General features: G+C 34.9%; 15 protein-coding genes. 3 read left to right on the forward strand and 12 right to left on the reverse strand.

Annotated features, from left to right (window positions below):
- Positions 1–205: 205 nt before the first annotated feature.
- The gene (gene rplY, locus HSM_RS06965; protein WP_011609026.1) at positions 206–493 is read right to left on the reverse strand and encodes a 50S ribosomal protein L25; all 288 of its coding nucleotides are present in this window, start codon (positions 491–493) and stop codon (positions 206–208) included.
- Between the two features lie 220 nt (positions 494–713).
- Here rplY and HSM_RS06970 point away from each other — a divergent pair, with 220 nt between their 5' ends.
- Complete coding sequence (locus HSM_RS06970) at positions 714–1,319, forward strand: DedA family protein (protein ID WP_012340507.1); 606 nt, start codon at positions 714–716, stop codon at positions 1,317–1,319.
- 172 nt (positions 1,320–1,491) lie between these two features.
- On the opposite strand, the gene rplT is transcribed toward HSM_RS06970, so the two are convergent.
- The 3 genes from rplT to infC all read right to left on the reverse strand — a co-directional run bounded on the left by rplT (position 1,492) and on the right by infC (position 2,757).
- Positions 1,492–1,845, reverse strand: coding sequence for a 50S ribosomal protein L20 (gene rplT, locus HSM_RS06975; protein ID WP_011609028.1), 354 nt, complete (start codon positions 1,843–1,845; stop codon positions 1,492–1,494).
- Positions 1,846–1,915: 70 nt separating this feature from the next.
- Positions 1,916–2,113, reverse strand: coding sequence for a 50S ribosomal protein L35 (gene rpmI / locus HSM_RS06980; protein ID WP_011609029.1), 198 nt, complete (start codon positions 2,111–2,113; stop codon positions 1,916–1,918).
- A 98-nt stretch (positions 2,114–2,211) separates the two neighbouring features.
- Entirely contained in the window at positions 2,212–2,757 is a 546-nt protein-coding gene (gene infC, locus HSM_RS06985; RefSeq protein WP_431308819.1) for a translation initiation factor IF-3, read from the reverse strand.
- Positions 2,758–3,114: 357 nt separating this feature from the next.
- Between infC and HSM_RS06990 the strand changes: the two genes are divergently transcribed.
- Both HSM_RS06990 and uspE read left to right on the forward strand, forming a co-directional pair.
- Positions 3,115–3,888, forward strand: coding sequence for an FNR family transcription factor (locus tag HSM_RS06990; RefSeq protein ID WP_012340509.1), 774 nt, complete (start codon positions 3,115–3,117; stop codon positions 3,886–3,888).
- Between the two features lie 150 nt (positions 3,889–4,038).
- Positions 4,039–4,962, forward strand: coding sequence for a universal stress protein UspE (gene uspE, locus HSM_RS06995; RefSeq protein ID WP_012340510.1), 924 nt, complete (start codon positions 4,039–4,041; stop codon positions 4,960–4,962).
- Positions 4,963–5,006: 44 nt separating this feature from the next.
- On the opposite strand, the gene folC is transcribed toward uspE, so the two are convergent.
- From folC to glgC, 8 genes are all read right to left on the reverse strand, one after another.
- A complete protein-coding gene (gene folC / locus HSM_RS07000; RefSeq protein WP_012340511.1) occupies positions 5,007–6,338 on the reverse strand; it encodes a bifunctional tetrahydrofolate synthase/dihydrofolate synthase in 1,332 nt (443 codons plus the stop codon).
- On the reverse strand, positions 6,328–7,227 hold the full coding sequence (gene accD, locus HSM_RS07005; RefSeq protein WP_011609034.1) for an acetyl-CoA carboxylase, carboxyltransferase subunit beta: 900 nt from the start codon (positions 7,225–7,227) through the stop codon (positions 6,328–6,330). Before accD ends, folC begins: the two co-directional genes overlap by 11 nt.
- A gap of 82 nt (positions 7,228–7,309) precedes the next feature.
- Positions 7,310–8,254, reverse strand: coding sequence for an oxidoreductase (locus tag HSM_RS07010; protein WP_012340513.1), 945 nt, complete (start codon positions 8,252–8,254; stop codon positions 7,310–7,312).
- Between the two features lie 104 nt (positions 8,255–8,358).
- Positions 8,359–9,186, reverse strand: a complete 828-nt coding sequence (locus HSM_RS07015; protein WP_012340514.1) for a PHP domain-containing protein — start codon at positions 9,184–9,186, stop codon at positions 8,359–8,361.
- 79 nt (positions 9,187–9,265) lie between these two features.
- A complete protein-coding gene (pepN, locus tag HSM_RS07020) occupies positions 9,266–11,875 on the reverse strand; it encodes an aminopeptidase N (protein ID WP_012340515.1) in 2,610 nt (869 codons plus the stop codon).
- Positions 11,876–11,983: 108 nt separating this feature from the next.
- Positions 11,984–14,443, reverse strand: a complete 2,460-nt coding sequence (locus tag HSM_RS07025; RefSeq protein WP_012340516.1) for a glycogen/starch/alpha-glucan phosphorylase — start codon at positions 14,441–14,443, stop codon at positions 11,984–11,986.
- A 121-nt stretch (positions 14,444–14,564) separates the two neighbouring features.
- The gene (gene glgA / locus HSM_RS07030; RefSeq protein ID WP_041605103.1) at positions 14,565–16,004 is read right to left on the reverse strand and encodes a glycogen synthase GlgA; all 1,440 of its coding nucleotides are present in this window, start codon (positions 16,002–16,004) and stop codon (positions 14,565–14,567) included.
- A gap of 69 nt (positions 16,005–16,073) precedes the next feature.
- Positions 16,074–17,384 (reverse strand): glucose-1-phosphate adenylyltransferase, encoded by a 1,311-nt coding sequence (gene glgC, locus HSM_RS07035; protein WP_011609040.1) that lies wholly within the window; start codon positions 17,382–17,384, stop codon positions 16,074–16,076.
- Positions 17,385–17,394: the final 10 nt, after the last annotated feature.

Consider the following 17,394-nt stretch of genomic DNA (forward strand, 5'->3'; position numbering starts at 1 on the left):
TATGTAACTTTTGGACTGGTTTGCCCCTCTATTTTGCTATGAAATATTCTGTTAATTAGATGAGATTAAAAAAATAAAAACGATAAAAATAAAAACTAGTTTTTTATTTTTTTATATTTGATACGGTGTCACTAAATTAAATATAATTTTCATAAAAAAAGCCCTATGACTTTCATCATAGGGCTTAAAATTTTGAAAACTTTATTTATACACGTTTAAAATCAATATGGACTAATTTTGGCTTGAATGGATGGCGTTGCATCGCTTGTACTTTAACAGAAATTTCCTTCCCTTCAATAACTAGGATAATAGTATCCGAATAGAAAGAATCATGAATTTGAGCGTTATTTAATTCATCATGATTTAATACAATTGAAACAGGTGCTTCACTACCACCATAAACGATAGCAGGGATTTGACCATTATGACGCAGGCGGCGGCTCGCACCCTTACCTTGCTTAGAACGAACTTCAGCGTTAAATTTAAATGACATTTTTTATGTTCTCTTGAATAAAATAAAAAAACAAAAAAACCGCAGGCGACCCAGCGATTTCCCTTACGTTATGCTAAAACTTATAGTCATGTTTTAGACATGGTGCTGATTATAATGAGTTATTCTCTATAAATCAAATAAAACATTGAATTTAAACTGGATATTTCTACTAAAAAAGCTAAAATAGCCGTCATACTTTCTTATTATAAATGGGTAGTTCATGGACTTATTAATTAATTTTTTTACTGATTATGGGTATTTTGCAGTTTTCTTTGTTCTCATTATCTGTGGCTTTGGAGTTCCTATTCCGGAGGATATTACTTTGGTTTCAGGGGGGGTTATTGCAGGTTTATACCCTAATGAAGTTAATGTTCATATCATGCTGATTGTGAGTATGCTTGGTGTGTTAATTGGTGACAGTACAATGTATTGGCTTGGTCGCATTTATGGTGTGAAAATATTAAGAACTCGTTTAATCAAGAAAATAGTAACCCTTAAACGTTTAAAAATGGTGAAAGAAAAATTTGCTAAATATGGCAATAGAGTTTTATTTGTGGCACGTTTTTTACCTGGTTTAAGGGCACCAATTTATATGATATCAGGCATTACTCGTCGTGTTAGTTTTATTCGTTTTCTCCTAATTGACTTTTTTGCTGCAATTATTTCAGTGCCTATTTGGGTATATTTGGGTGATTTTGGTGCAAGCAATCTAGACTGGTTACATCAACAAATAAAGAAAGGTCAATTTGCAATTTATATCTTAATACTTCTACTCGCATTGTTCTTATTTTGGAAATGGAAACGTAGTAAGAAAAAAGATATGTAATTTAGACCATCTTACAGGGCGTATTTAATTATGCCCTATTTTATTTACGGTATAGTGATTCGTAAAAAATAACCATACTCTTCTACTTTCGATACACTAGATATCGTATAAAATATTGGGGATATATAATTTAAAAAGGGTACTATAAAAAGTACCCTAATTTATCTTTAAATTAAAGTGCAGATTTTGCTTTCTCAACTAATGCTGTAAAAGCAACTTTATCAAACACAGCAATATCAGCCAAAATCTTACGATCGATCTCAACAGATGCTTTTTTCAAACCGTTGATAAATTTGCTATACGATAAACCGTTTTGACGAGTAGCCGCATTGATACGAGCAATCCATAGTTGACGGAATTGACGTTTACGTTGACGGCGGTCACGGTAAGCATATTGACCAGCTTTAATTACTGCTTGGAATGCAACACGATAAACACGTGAACGTGCACCATAATAACCTTTAGCTGCCTTAAGAACTTTCTTATGGCGTGCTCTTGCAATAACACCACGTTTAACACGAGCCATTATCTAATCTCCTATTGTCCATGAATCTTAAAAAATTTAACTAATCGTATGATTGTGCCCAAAACGCTATTTATGCGTATGGTAAGCATGCTACCACTAAAACTTGGTCTGCTTTCGCAACCATTGATTTATGACGTAAATGACGTTTACGTTTAGTTGTCTTTTTAGTCAAAATGTGACGTAAGTGAGATTGTTTACGTTTGAAACCACCTGAAGCAGTTTTCTTGAAACGCTTAGCAGCACCACGTAAGGTTTTAATTTTAGGCATTGTTTATAACTCCGCATTGTTTAAGTTTAACATCAGATAATTAGGCGAATAAAAATACGGCAATTCATACCGCACTTTACTACTTGAATTTGCACTAATTATTTCTTTTTGGGGGCAAGTACCATAATAGCTTGGCGACCTTCTAATTTGCCAGGTGCAGATTCAACAACAGCAATATCAGCAAGATCATTTTTAACACGTTCTAACATGTCTAAACCAATATCTTGGTGAGCCATTTCACGTCCGCGAAAACGAACAGTGATTTTAGCTTTATCCCCATCCTCTAAAAAGCGAATCAGGCTGCGTAGTTTTACCTGATAGTCGCCTTCGTCTGTACCAGGACGGAATTTAATTTCCTTCACTTGTACAACTTTCTGCTTTTTCTTCTGCTCTTTTGCAGCTTTACCTTTTTCATAAAGGAACTTACCGTAGTTCATAATACGGCATACCGGTGGTTCTGCATTTGGACTAATTTCAACAAGGTCTAAATCTGCTTGCTCTGCCATATTTAAAGCTTGTTGGATAGATACAATACCTACTTGTTCGCCATCTTGGTCAATCAAACGAACTTCTTTCACTCTAATTTCATCATTAATACGATTAGGGCGATTTGTTGCCGGAGCTTTTTTTACGGTTTTAATAATGTTATTCCTCTAACGATTTTAAACTACTATCAAACTGCAATACTGCAGAAGACATAAACGATTGCTGTATTTTTAGCAAAAAACGGCGAGATTTTATAAGATTTTCAATTACTATGCAAGGTATTAAGGCATATATTGACAAGTTTTATAAATAAATGCACTTAATAAAATACATAGAACGCATAGAATTTGAATAAGTTTTTTCTTTGTTAGCTTTTCTGCCGGCATAACTAGTTTCCTTTGCACTTTTTAAATTTAAAACTTCTTAATTATTTTATTTAATGTTATCATTTCTTGAGTTAGATCAAGTTTTGCATTACACGCTTTTATCTCAGTTTCAATGCTTTTGAGGAATGAATGAAAACTTTTCCCTATGAACAAAAAATTGGACGACGAGTTCAATCTACTGGTTGTGCTATTCACTGTCAAGCTTGTAGTATTAGTCAACTGTGTATTCCGTTTATGTTTAATGAACATGAATTAGATCAGCTTGATAATATTATTGAGCGTAAAAAACCTATTCAAAAATCTCAAATTTTATTTAAAGCAGGCGATGAACTGATTTCTCTCTATGCTATTCGATCCGGCTCCATTAAAAGTTATACTATTGGTGAAACTGGAGAAGAACAAATCACCGCCTTTCATTTACCTGGTGATTTAGTAGGATTTGATGCGATTAATGGTATGCGACATTTTAGTTTTGCACAAGCTTTAGAAACATCTATGGTGTGTGAAATTCCTTTTGATATTCTTGATGATCTATCAGGAAAAATGCCGAAATTACGACAACAAATAATGCGTTTGATGAGTCATGAAATCAAAACAGATCAAGAAATGATTTTGTTATTATCTAAAATGAGTGCTGAAGAACGTCTAGCAGCTTTCATCCATAACCTTTCAAATCGATACTCTGCTCGTGGTTTTTCTGCACGAGAATTTCGTCTAACAATGACCCGTAGTGATATAGGTAATTATTTGGGATTAACTGTTGAAACAATCAGTCGTTTGCTGGGACGTTTTCAAAAAAACGGTCTTTTATCCGTGCAAGGAAAATATATTACTATTAATAATATGTCAGAACTTTCTACACTTGCAGGAACGACAAAACCTAAAATTAAAATGATCGGATAAAAACTTGGACGCAATAATAAGTTACTACTTTCGATCATTTTTTAAAGTACAATTACTTGTCATTTTTATAAATATTGCCTATTCTATTTCTATAGTTTGTTTCCACTGGAAAAATATGTTTATTGTTTTTGCAAAATATCGGAGGTTATTATGCAATTTAATAATATACTTGTCGTTTTAAATCCCGAATCAGAAAAGCAATATGCTTTGGCTCGAGCAGTTCGTTTGGTACAAGAACAAAAGAGCGAGAATAGAGTAAGAATTACAACTTTTATGACGGTGTATGATTTTTCTTATGAAATGTCAACTTTGCTTTCTTCCAAAGAAAGAGAAACAATGTGTAAAAGCATTATTAAGCAACATCAGCAAGCTGTTCAACCATATCTCGAAAAATATGCGGATCCGAATATTGAATTTAATTCAATTGTTCTTTGGCACAGTAATGAAGCGGAAGCTATTACAAATGCTGTTGCGGAACATAATTATGATCTTGTCATTAAATATACTCAGGAGAAGGAATCTTTATCGGCATTAATTTTTACACCTCAAGACTGGCAATTACTACGCAAATGTCCTGCACCTATTATGGTAGTACGTGATGGAAATTGGAAACATCAACGTCGAATTTTGGTAGCGGTTAATGTTTCCAATAATCAAGAGGAATATACTTCATTAAATAATGAACTTGTTTCTTTAGGAATTGATTTAGCGGATAAATTAGAACGAGGTAATATTCATCTTGTTACCGCTTACCCTCCCACTCCAATTAATATGGCAATTGATTTACCTGAATTTACAACAACAGAATATGGTGATAGTGTTCGTGGACAATATCTTTTAAATATGAAAGCATTACGCCAACAATTTTGTATAGATGAAGAGCATACTCATGTAAGAGAAGGATTTCCTGAAGATGTTATTCCTGCTGTCGCAAAAGAGCTGGAGGCTGAATTGGTTGTTTTGGGAACAGTAGGAAGAACAGGACTATCTGCTGCATTCTTAGGAAATACAGCAGAACATGTTATTAGCAAATTAGAATGTAACTTGTTGGCAATTAAACCGAGTAAAAAATAACAAAATTATTACACGAAAATCCTAACTTAATCGTTAGGATTTTTTTAAAGTAATTTTAAAAATGAGCCTACGGTATAGAATGAGCCAAATACTAAAATAATATCCTTTTCTGTGGCATTTTGTACCGCACTTTTTACTCCCTCATATACAGAAGAATAAGTTTGAGCAGATAGCTCATTAGTTGTTGATATTTGTTGTAATGTCATAAATAATTCATGACTACTCTGCCCTCTTACGCCATCTAAGGTTACTAAATTCCACTGATCAACAACTTTGATTAAAGGCGATAATATTCCTTGACTATCTTTATCTTTTAGAATGCCACATACCGAAATAATTTTTCCGATTGATTTAGCTTTAAGTGCGGTTAATCTTTCTAATAAATAGGAAGCTGCATGAGGATTATGACCAACATCAACAATAATTTGAGGTAATTGTTTAACTGTTTTTTTACTTAATTTAGCTAAATTTAATAATTTTTCTGGGTTGATTTTCTGAAAACGCCCTGCCAGTTCAACTTCTCTAAGTGATTTATGAATAACTGATATAGAAATATCAAAAGGTAAATAAGCCAACGTTGCTAAAGCTGTTGCAGCATTTGCCAAGGGAATACTACAAATAGGTAAATTATCCATATAAATAGCTTTATTACCTTTTATTGTTTCCCATGTCCAGCCATTTTCCTGTTTGCTGAATTTCCAATCTTTATTACGACAAAATAATATTGAATCTAATTTTTTCCCTTGTTCTAATAAAGAACAGGGAATATTGTTTTCACCAATAACGGCAGGCTTATTTGGACGAAAAATACCCGATTTTTCAAAAGCGATCTCTTCTCGAGTATTACCCAAGAAATCCGTATGATCGATGTCAATACTGGTAATTACGGCAAGATCTGCATCAACAATATTAGTAGCGTCCAAACGACCGCCTAACCCTACTTCTAAGATAACAACATCCAAATTAGCTTGCTTAAAGAGATACAAAGCAGAAAGTGTACTAAATTCAAAATAAGTTAAAGATTGTGATTTATGTTGCTCAATAAAAGCAAATGCTTGAGTATGTTCTTCATCAGCTAATTCTTGATTTTGAATTCTTACTCTCTCGTTATAACGAATTAAATGAGGAGAGGAATAAACACCAACACGAAATCCTGAGTTTAGTAATAATATTTCCAGTAGACGACATGTCGTCCCTTTTCCATTTGTTCCTCCCACAGTAATAACAAAAGGAGCAGGCTGTAATAAATCTAATTGTTGAGCAACTGTCTTGACCCTATCTAATCCTAAGTCAATTGCTTTAGCATGTGCTTTTTCTAAAAAACAAAGCCACTGTTCAAGTGGCGATGTTGCAAATAAATTTAAACTAGACATCATCAGATTTTTCTTGAATTAATTCAGGTTCAACAAAAGGGGATGGCATATTCATGAGCTTGCTTAAAAGATTAGCTAAAGTTTCACGCATCTCAGAACGTTTAACAATCATATCAATAGCTCCATGCTCCAGTAAAAATTCACTGCGTTGAAAACCCTCTGGTAATTTTTCACGCACAGTCTGTTCAATAACACGAGGTCCGGCAAATCCAATTAATGCTTTGGGCTCTGCAATATTAATATCACCCAACATTGCAAAACTTGCAGACACACCGCCTAAAGTCGGATCTGTTAATACTGAAATAAAAGGAACACCTTTTTCTTTCATCTTTGCCAATACTGCACTGGTTTTAGCCATTTGCATTAATGAGAACAAAGCCTCTTGCATACGAGCTCCACCACTTGCCGAAAAACAAACTAATGGACAATGTAATTCTATTGCTTTTTCAGCAGCTTGCACAAATTTTGAGCCTACAACAGATCCCATAGACCCTCCCATAAAACTAAAATTCAAGGCAGCCACAACAATTGGCATGCCATAAAGAGTGGCTGAAACAGTAATCAACGCATCTTTTTCGCCTGTTTCTTTTTGGGCGGCTGACAGTCTGTCTTTATATTTTTTTAAATCTCTAAATTTTAAAATATCTTTAGGTTCTAAATCTGCAGCAATTTCAACAATGCTATCTTTATCCAATAAAGCAACAAGGCGTTCTCTTGCATCAATACGCATATGATGACCGCACTTTGGACAAACTTCTAAATGACGTTTTAATTCATCACGATACAACACTTGCTCACAGGAAGTGCATTTGGTCCATACCCCTTCAGGTACATTTGATTTTTTGCTATTTGAAGTTGTATTTTTACTAAAAATTCTATCAATCCAGCTCATGTTTAACCTTTTATTTATTAACTTAAAACTCGCCTCATTAGACCATAAGTCGGGGGAATTTTCCAGAATTTAACAACTCCGACTAGCCTATTAATTCAAGCAATTTAACTGCCATTAACGCTAGATTAAAGTGTTGCTCATCGGCTACAGACCAAAATTCTATTTTATTTTCCGCCGCACTTAATGTACTAATATGCAATTTCACTTTTTCCTCATTGTTTTCATTTTCTCCGTGAGTAACCGGCGTAATTAATTTCTCTGCATGATATTGAATTAGCTCATTTTCTTGCCAAAAATGTAATTGGCTTTCTATATCAACCAAATAATCTGAAAGTGCAGTCACAAACTGCCCCATTCCATAAAATACAGGCACTTGAATTTGATGAAAGACAATATTCTCTAATTGTGGGTAAATTTTTTGTAACTGTATAACTAAATTTTGAGTTTGTACAGGAAAGACATCAAAGGCTAAACGTTGCTGTTCCGTATCCAGCGGAATCCCATTTAATAATTGTGCTGTCTGTCCAGCCAATTTGGCAACTTGTTCTGCTTCTACATAGGAAGCGGGTAATAATGAAGTCACAACCAATTGATGAATGCTATTAACAATATTACTGATAGCTAAAGCACATTGCGTTACTTGTGGATTTGGAAGGGAAACAATATTTCTTTGGCGTAATTCAATCAATTGATCGTCATTAATACCTGGTACAACAACCGGAATATTTGCAAGGCTTGCACAAATGCCCAGTACATCGATCACAATACAACCTGAATCAGCTATTTTTGCCAAAAGATCAACATGCTCAATTGTCCCTGCAAACAAAACATAATTAAACTCTGTCCAATCTGCCTCTTCAGGCATAATTTGAATAACTGCTTTATTGTTAAAACGAATGCCTTGCTCTTCTTTGAAAGGCTTTATTTCAATAATTGTCAAGCTTTCAATTTCAAGCTGAGTGTGTTCTAAAGTTTCGACAATTTTCTCAGATAACTCAAATTCTGCTGCAATAGCAATACTTAACATTTTTCTCTCTTATAAACTCGGATAGAATGCAGTGCATTTTACAAAATAATTCAGGGAAAAGAAAATGCTCCTGTAATTATTTACTAGGAATATTGCTCAGAAAATTAACGCAATAAATCCCAAACAGGACGACAATTTTCCGGTAACACTAGAGATTTTCCCAATTCAATCCAACTACTTGGAAAATGAAAATCGGAACCAACGGAACTGTATAAATCGTACTCTTCCGCCCAACGAGCAAGTAATAAACGTTGATCCTTGGTTTGTCCACAACCTGCTACTTCTATTGCATCCCCACCCCACTGTTTAAAATCAGCGATAAGACGTTTTATCTTTTTTGTTGTCATGGTATAGCGTAATGGATGAGCAAGCACTGCAATTCCGTTGGCTTGATGAATAATCTCTATTGCATTAGGGATATCAACCCATTGTGTTTTGACATATGCAGATTTTCCTTGTGCTAAGTATTTTTTAAAAGCTTGACTAATGTTAATAACCTTGCCTATTTGCACTAAATAACGGGCATAATGTGCTCTTGTTAATTCTCCATTCGTCAGTTTTTGCGTTTCTGCAAAGGCGTTGGCTACACCTAAATGCTCCAATTTTTTACCGATTTCAACCGCTCTTTGTAAACGAATTTTTGCCTGCTCATTCAAAAGTGCGGTCATTTTTTTTGAATTTTCATCAAAACCTAATCCTACAATATGGATACTATAATTTTCCCAAGAAGTAGAAATTTCAACACCATTGATCAATGAAATACCTAATTGTTCTGCTTGAGTACGAGCTTGCGATAATCCTGCAATAGTATCATGATCTGTCAAGGCTAAAACATTTACACCTTGTTGATGTGCCCTTATCACTATCTCTTGTGGTGATAAGGTACCGTCAGATATAGAACTATGGCAATGCAAATCATAAATTTTGTTCATACTTTCCTAAATTACTTATCAAAAATAAAAAGTGCGATAAATTTCACCGCACTTTCACTTAGTTATGTGTCTGTTTTCGCTATTGAAGGGCTTTTTCTATTTTCTCAAACAAATCTTTCGACAAATTTTCCACTTCGCTTAAGCGAACTAAAGCACGTTTCATCAAAGTTTGCCGTTGAGGATCAAAACGAGAGAAACGAATTAGCGGTTCAATTAAGCGTGAAGCAACTTGAGGATTACTTTCATTTAACCTTAACAGGATCTCAGTTAAAAAACGATAACCTGAACCATCGATTGCATGAAATCCTTTTAAATTATGTACACAAAAGCTACCGACTAAAGCTCTTAAACGGTTAGGATTATTAAAATTAAAACTTGGATGTTCCATTAATTGTTGCACATAGTCCAAAGTATTGTCTTCAGGTCTTGTAGCTTGTAAGGCAAACCATTTATCCATAACCAAACCGTCTTGTTGCCATTTTTGCTCAAAATCCGCTAATAATTGGTCTCGACAAGGTAGTTGAGCCTGTGTTGCCGATTTTAAAGCATTTAAACTGTCAGTCATGTTATTTGCTTTGACATAATGTTTATTCACCAAATTGTTACCTAAATCTGTATAAGCCAAATAATTCAAACAGAGATTACGTAATGCTCTCAACGCAATATCTTGCTCAGTTACTTGATATGTCTCTAACTGAATTTCATTATAAATTTTCAAGAATAACTCTTTCAAATTATTTGCAATATGGCGTTGCATAAATTCTCGCACTGCATAAATACCGTCCGGATCGATCGTTTTGAATAATTCGGCAAATTCAGTTTCTTTTGGCAGTGTTAAAATCGTTGTTACTAAACCAATATCTTGCTGGTAATTTTCTAATACTTGATAAAGTGCGGTAAGAATTTCAGCAGAAAACTCCAGTGCCAGTCCTTGTTGATAATGAATTAAGTTACGTCGTAACTCTGCATTAAATAACATTTGAGCCGCATCCCAACGGATAAAATCATTTCCAGCAAATTTCAACAGTATGATTAATTGTTGTGTATTGTAAGCATAATCTAATTTTACCGGTGCGGAAAAATCACACAATAACGCTGGTACAGGACGTGTATAAATGTTTTGAAATTCAAAAACTTGTTCTTTTTGTGTAAGATTTAATACATCAGAAAGATCTTTGCCATCAGCCTGTAAAAATTGCTCCACACCGCTTTCATCGTATAAAGCGATTTTTATTGGAATATGTAAATTGACTTTTTCCATCTGATCGGCAGTTGGCGGGGTAAATTGTGAGATTTTGAGTTGATAAACGTGATTTTTTTCGTCATAAAAATCTGTTACAACCAATTCCGGCGTACCTGATTGACTATACCAACGACGGAATTGGGTTAGATCAAGTTTATTGGCTTGTTCCATTGCAAGGATAAAATCTTCACAGGTCGCCGCCTTGCCATCATGGTCTGCAATATAACGTTGCATACCTGCCTGAAAACCTTTTTCTCCTAATAAAGTATGAAGCATACGGATCACTTCTGCACCTTTTTCATATACTGTAACTGTATAGAAATTATTCATTTCAATCACTTTTTCCGGACGAATTGGATGTGACATCGGGCTTGCATCTTCTGCAAATTGTACTGTACGTAAAAATTTTACATTATTAATGCGATTGATTGCTCGTGAACCGGTATCTGATGAGAACTCTTGATCACGAAATACAGTCAGCCCCTCTTTCAAACTTAATTGGAACCAATCTCGACAAGTTACTCTATTTCCTGTCCAGTTGTGGAAATATTCATGTGCAATTACACTTTCAATCGCTAAATAATCTTCATCCGTGGCAGTTTGCGGATTAGCCAAAACAAATTTAGAATTAAAGATATTTAATCCTTTATTCTCCATGGCTCCCATATTGAAGAAATCAACCGCTACAATCATATAAATATCTAAATCGTATTCTAAATTGAAACGTGCTTCATCCCACTTCATGGACTTTTTCAATGCACTCATTGCCCAATGAGCACGGTCAAGGTTACCCCGATCAACATATAATTCCAGTGCGACATTACGACCGCTCTTTGTTACAAAATTATCCTGTAATAAGTCAAAATCACCTGCAACTAAAGCGAATAAGTAACTTGGTTTAGGGAAAGGATCTTGCCATTCAACCCAGTGACGACCATCTTTCATTTCACCACAAGCAATACGGTTACCGTTCGATAAAAGATAAGGATATTTCGTTTTATCCGCTGTAATTTTTGTGGTATAGCGAGCAAGTACATCGGGACGATCCAACATATAAGTGATTTGACGGAACCCTTCCGCTTCACATTGCGTACAAATACCCTCACCGGATTGATAAAGCCCTTGCAAAGATGTATTTGCACTAGGGTTTAGATGAGTAACAATTTCTAATTCAAAGGTATCGGCATTTACGTTGGTTAAATCCAACACGAGGCTTTCAGCATCTTGTTGATAAGATTTAAACTCTTCATCATTGAGTTTGACTGAAACAAATTGAAAACTATGACCATCAAGACGTAACTGTTTGCTTTCAGGATTAAGACGTTGAAATTGACTTATTGCTGTTACGATGGTTTGTTGCGGATCAAGTTGAAAATCAAGATAAATATCAGTAACAGTAAAATCGGGGGATTGATAATTCTTTCTATATTTGGCTTTTTTTTGCATAATGACAACCTAAATTTATTGAGAAAAACTGTGCTAGGATATGATTTTTCGCTAGGTATTTCAAGTTATAACAATTAAGGGAGCGTTTCGCTCCCTTTTGAAGTTTTGTTACGCTAATTTTAATGGCTCAATTTTCCATATTTTTTCTGCATATTCTAAAATAGTGCGGTCAGATGAGAAGAAACTCATATTCACAATATTTTGCAATGCACTTTCAACCCAAGCTTCTTGATTTTTATATTTTTCATCCACTGCTTTTTGCATCTCAACATAGCTACGAAAATCTGCAAAAGATTGATAATAATCGTAAGAACGCAATGAATTTAACAAATCATGATAGCGAGTAGGTTCTTTGGGTGAGAAACGACCTGCATTAATCTGATCAATAACTTCACGTAATTGTTCATCCGACTGATAAATATCAAATGGATGATAACCATTACGCCGTAACTCTTCTACTTGCTCTACGGTATTACCAAAAATGAAGATATTATCTTTTCCAACATTTTCCAATATCTCCACATTTGCACCATCTAATGTCCCTAGCGTTAACGCACCATTTAAAGCAAATTTCATATTGCTTGTACCAGAGGCTTCTGTTCCGGCAAGCGAAATTTGTTCTGAAATATCAGCCGCCGGAATAATAATTTGGGCAAGACTGACACTATAATTTGGAATAAACACAACTTTTAAACGACCTTGTAAGCGATCATCATTATTAATGATATTTGCCACATCATTAATTAGGTTGATAGTTTGTTTTGCTGCCGTATAAGCTGAAGCTGCTTTACCGGCTAAAATAAAGACCCGAGGTGTCCAATCTTTTTCTGGATTAGCAATCATTTCATTGTAACGAGCAACAATATGTAACACATTAAGAATTTGACGTTTGTACTCATGGATACGTTTTACTTGAACATCAAATAGAGCGTTTGAATTTAATTCAATACCTAACTCTTGTTTTACATAATTCGCTAAACGTTGTTTATTTTTACGTTTAATCTCTGGAATTGCTTTTTTCAATTCAGGATCTTGAATATGTGCTTTAAGCGTTTCTAATTGAGTTAAATCTTTACGCCATTCAGTGCCTATATATTTATCAAATAATGCGGATAAATCAGGATTCGCTACCGCAATCCAACGACGAGGGGTGATTCCGTTAGTGACATTGGTGAAACGTTCAGGATAAATGCGATAAAAATCTGCAAATGTAGAACTTACCATTAAATCCGAATGAATTGCTGCCACACCATTTACTTTATGCGATCCAACAACAGATAGCCACCCCATTCTCACTTTACGTATATTACCTTCCTCAATCAATGATATACGACGAATAAAGTCGTTATCAGTAGTAACAGAAGTGCGGACATATTCTAAGAAATAATCGTTGATTTCAAAGATAATCTGTAAATGACGAGGTAATATCTTCGCCATCATTTCTACCGGCCAAGTTTCTAGTGCTTCAGACATTAATGTATGACAAGTATAAGAGAATATCTGACAGCACATATCCCAAGCTTTTTGCCAAGTATATCCTTCTTGATCAATTAAAATATACATCAACTCTGGAATAGCTAAAGCAGGATGAGTGTCGTTTAAATGAATTGCAATTTTATCCGCTAAATTATCCAATGTATTATAAATTCGCTTATGGCGTTTAATAATATCTTGTAGAGAAGCTGAAACTAAAAAATACTCTTGGCGTAAACGTAATTCTCTGCCTGCAGCTGTTGAATCATCCGGATAAAGTACTCGAGAAACATTCTCACTAGAAGATTTTTCTTCGATAGCATGGAAATAATCACCACGATTGAATGACACTAAATTAAAAGTTTCACCTGCGTTTGCACTCCATAAACGTAGTGTAGCTGCACTGTCATTGCTATATCCCGGAATCATTTGATCGTAAGCAAGTGCGGTGATTTCTTCTGCATTTTTCCAAATACATTTTTTCCCTTCAAAATAAATATGCCCTCCAAAACGGATATTAAAGCGTTTAGACGGACGAATAAATTCCCAAGGATAACCTTTTTCTAACCACGCATCAGGTTTTTCAACTTGTTTGCCATCTTCAATATATTGCTGAAACATACCATATTCATAACGAATACCATATCCCATACCGGGTATTGCAAGCGTTGCGATAGAGTCCATAAAACAAGCTGCTAGACGACCTAATCCACCATTACCAAGACCGGGATCAACTTCTTTCTCCAATACATCTTCTAAATCGACATTAAGTTCAGCTAAAGCATCTTTAGCTAAGTGATATACGCCTTCAGAAATTAAGGCATTAGATAAAGTACGCCCCATGAGAAATTCCATTGAAAGATAATAAACTCGCCGAGTTTCTTCTTTTCTTGCTTGACGGGCAGTGGAAATCCAGCCCTCTGTTACTAAATCACGTATGGCGTATAAAGTTGCATTTAGCCAATCACGTTGACTTGCCTCCTCCGGAGAACGAGCAATTAAAAAAATTAATTTATATACAATCGATTTCTTCAACGAATCCTTCGTATTTTCCGGACGATTATAAGAAAAAGGAAGGGGAAGTGTATTTACCATTAGGCTCAAACTCCTGATTTAATAAAAAACTACCGAATTTTATTCATCTGTATAAAAAAAACAATAAAATTTTATAAAAAATAATTTGAATATTTCTACTCAAATTATTTCGCTAAAAAATTTATTTATGTAAAAGAATATCATATAGGGATTGATATCCTTTTGCAGATGTCTGCCAACTGAAATCCTGTTCCATAGCATTGACTATCACACTTTCCCATTGACTTGGTTTACGCCACAAAGTAAATGCACTATCAATACCATAACATAATCCCCCAACATCAGCATCATTAAATACAAATCCTGTTGCATGACGTGCTTTGATGTTTTCACTGCTACTATCAATGACAGTATCAGCCAAACCGCCTGTTGAACGAACTAACGGTAAAGTTCCATATTTTAATCCGTATAACTGCGTTAAGCCACAAGGCTCGAAACGACTTGGAACAAGAATGACATCTCCTCCGGCAATCATTAAATGTGATAATGCTTCATCATATCCAATTTTTACTGCGATATTTTCCGGATACTCTTGTGCAAGCCAATTAATACCGGCTTCTAAATGTGCTGAACCGGAACCTAAAATTGCTAATTGCCCACCTTGTTGTACAATTCTCTCGGCACTACCAATTAGTAAATCTACACCTTTTTGCTCTGTTAGACGTGTAACCATTACAAATAACAGTGCATTAGGATTTTGTGGTAAATTAAAATAAGCTTGTAATTTTATTTTATTCTTACGTTTACCCTGCATTGATTTCAATTTGTAATGATCTTCAATATACGGATCACTATACGGATGCCAAATTTTTTCATCTACGCCATTCAAAATACCAACCAATCGTCCCTGTGCTTTCAAAGTTTGCAACAACCCTTGTAAACCATAAGCAAATTCAGGTGTTGTAATTTCTTTGGCATAGGTTGGACTAACTGCAGTAGAAATATCGGAATAATACAGTCCGGCTTTTAAATAAGACATTTCACCATATAATTCCAATCCATCTACATTAAACATCCACCAAGGCAATCCAATTTCAGTTAGATGATAAGGTAAAAAACGTCCTTGATAGGCTAAATTATGGATAGTAAACACCGATTTAGCAGGGCGTCCTTTATGATGCAAATAAGCAGCTGTTAAGCCTGCATGCCAATCATGAGCATGCACAATTTCAGCACGCCACCAAAAGTCTAATCCTGTAGCCAACTCTGCCCCAACCCAAGCCAATAAAGCAAAACGCTTATAGTTGTCCGTATAATCGTTATACCACATATCATGGTATGGATTACCTTCACGGGCATATAAATGCGGTGCATCGATTAAATAAACACCAATACCATTGTATTCACCATAACGTAGTACAACATGTCCGGCAAAATTATCAAATTCAGCAACTACAACGGTATTTGGAATACCACGAGAAATAGCAGGATAAGCCGGTAAAACAAGTCTAGCATCAATACCAATTTCATTTTGTGCAAAAGGTAAAGCCCCCATTACATCAGCCAATCCGCCTGTTTTTAATAATGGATATAATTCGGAACAAACATGTAATACTTTCATTGTTAATTTTAATCCTCCCATCAAGGCGGTAAAAATAAAAAATTCTACCGCACTTATTTATATTTACACCTAGTCTAAATGAATTTCAGAGACAACTTTTTCGCCATTTAATTTTTTCATCATTGATTCAGTTACCAAAATAACTTTTCCGGTACTACTTACACGGAAGCGTTTGCGATCCTCTTCAATATTTACACCAATAACTGTGTTATCCGGGATAACTACTTGGCGATCAATAATACAATTACGTAAAATACAATTTTTACCGATAGTTACTTGAGGCAACACCACTGAATATTCTACTTTAGAATCAGCTTTCACTTTCACTTGATCAAATAACACAGAATAACTAATTTCTGCATCAGTAATCACACAACCACCGGAAATAAGCGAATTATCTACCGGTTTAATATCTTGCTTGTTATAGAAGAATTTTGATGGATAAGTTTGGGTCGGATTACCGCGAATTGGCCAGCGTTGGTCATAAATATCCAATTGCGGATGTTCAGATACTAAATCAATATTTGATTGCCAAAAACTATCTAACGTCCCCACATCACGCCAATAAATCTCCCCATCCGTATTACGTCCCATACAAGATCGGCTAAACGGATGTGCATATAAAACTTCTTCCTCTAAAGATTTTGGCAGAATATCTTTACCAAAGTCATGAGAGGTATACGGTGTATTTACTTCACGCATCAATACATCATATAGATAATCTGCATCAAACACATAAATTCCCATTGAAGCTAAAGAAGTATCCGGTTTATTTGGAATCGCCGGTGGATCTTTTGGCTTCTCAACAAATGCTTTTACTTTCAAATTTTCATCCACTGCCATCACACCAAACTCTGATGCTTGTTCACGTGGAACTTCAATACAGCCTACAGTACATTTTGCATTGCTTGAAACATGATCTAAGAGCATTTGGCTATAATCTTGTTTATAAATATGATCACCGGCTAAAATTAAAATATATTTTGGACGGTAATGATCACGAATAATTGCCATATTTTGATAAACCGCATCAGCTGTGCCACGATACCAAGTAGAATCATCAATTTGCTGACGTGCCGGTAACATATCAATAAATTCACCACGTTCTTGCGGTAGAAATGACCACCCTTTTTGTAAATGGCGTAATAAAGAATGAGCAGCATATTGCGTGACTACCCCAATGCGATTTAAGCCGGAGTTAATACAATTTGATAAAGCAAAATCAATAATACGACGGTTGCCACCAAAATATAAAGCTGGTTTAGCACGTTTATCTGTTAATTCATGAAGTCGTGAGCCTCGACCTCCGGCGAGAATTAATACTAAGGTATCTTTAACAAGTTTATGTTTACTTAAATTTTTAGTAATACTGTTACTCATAGCAACTCCT

Origin of the sequence: Histophilus somni 2336, from assembly GCF_000019405.1 — a bacterium.
Classification (GTDB): domain Bacteria; phylum Pseudomonadota; class Gammaproteobacteria; order Enterobacterales; family Pasteurellaceae; genus Histophilus; species Histophilus somni.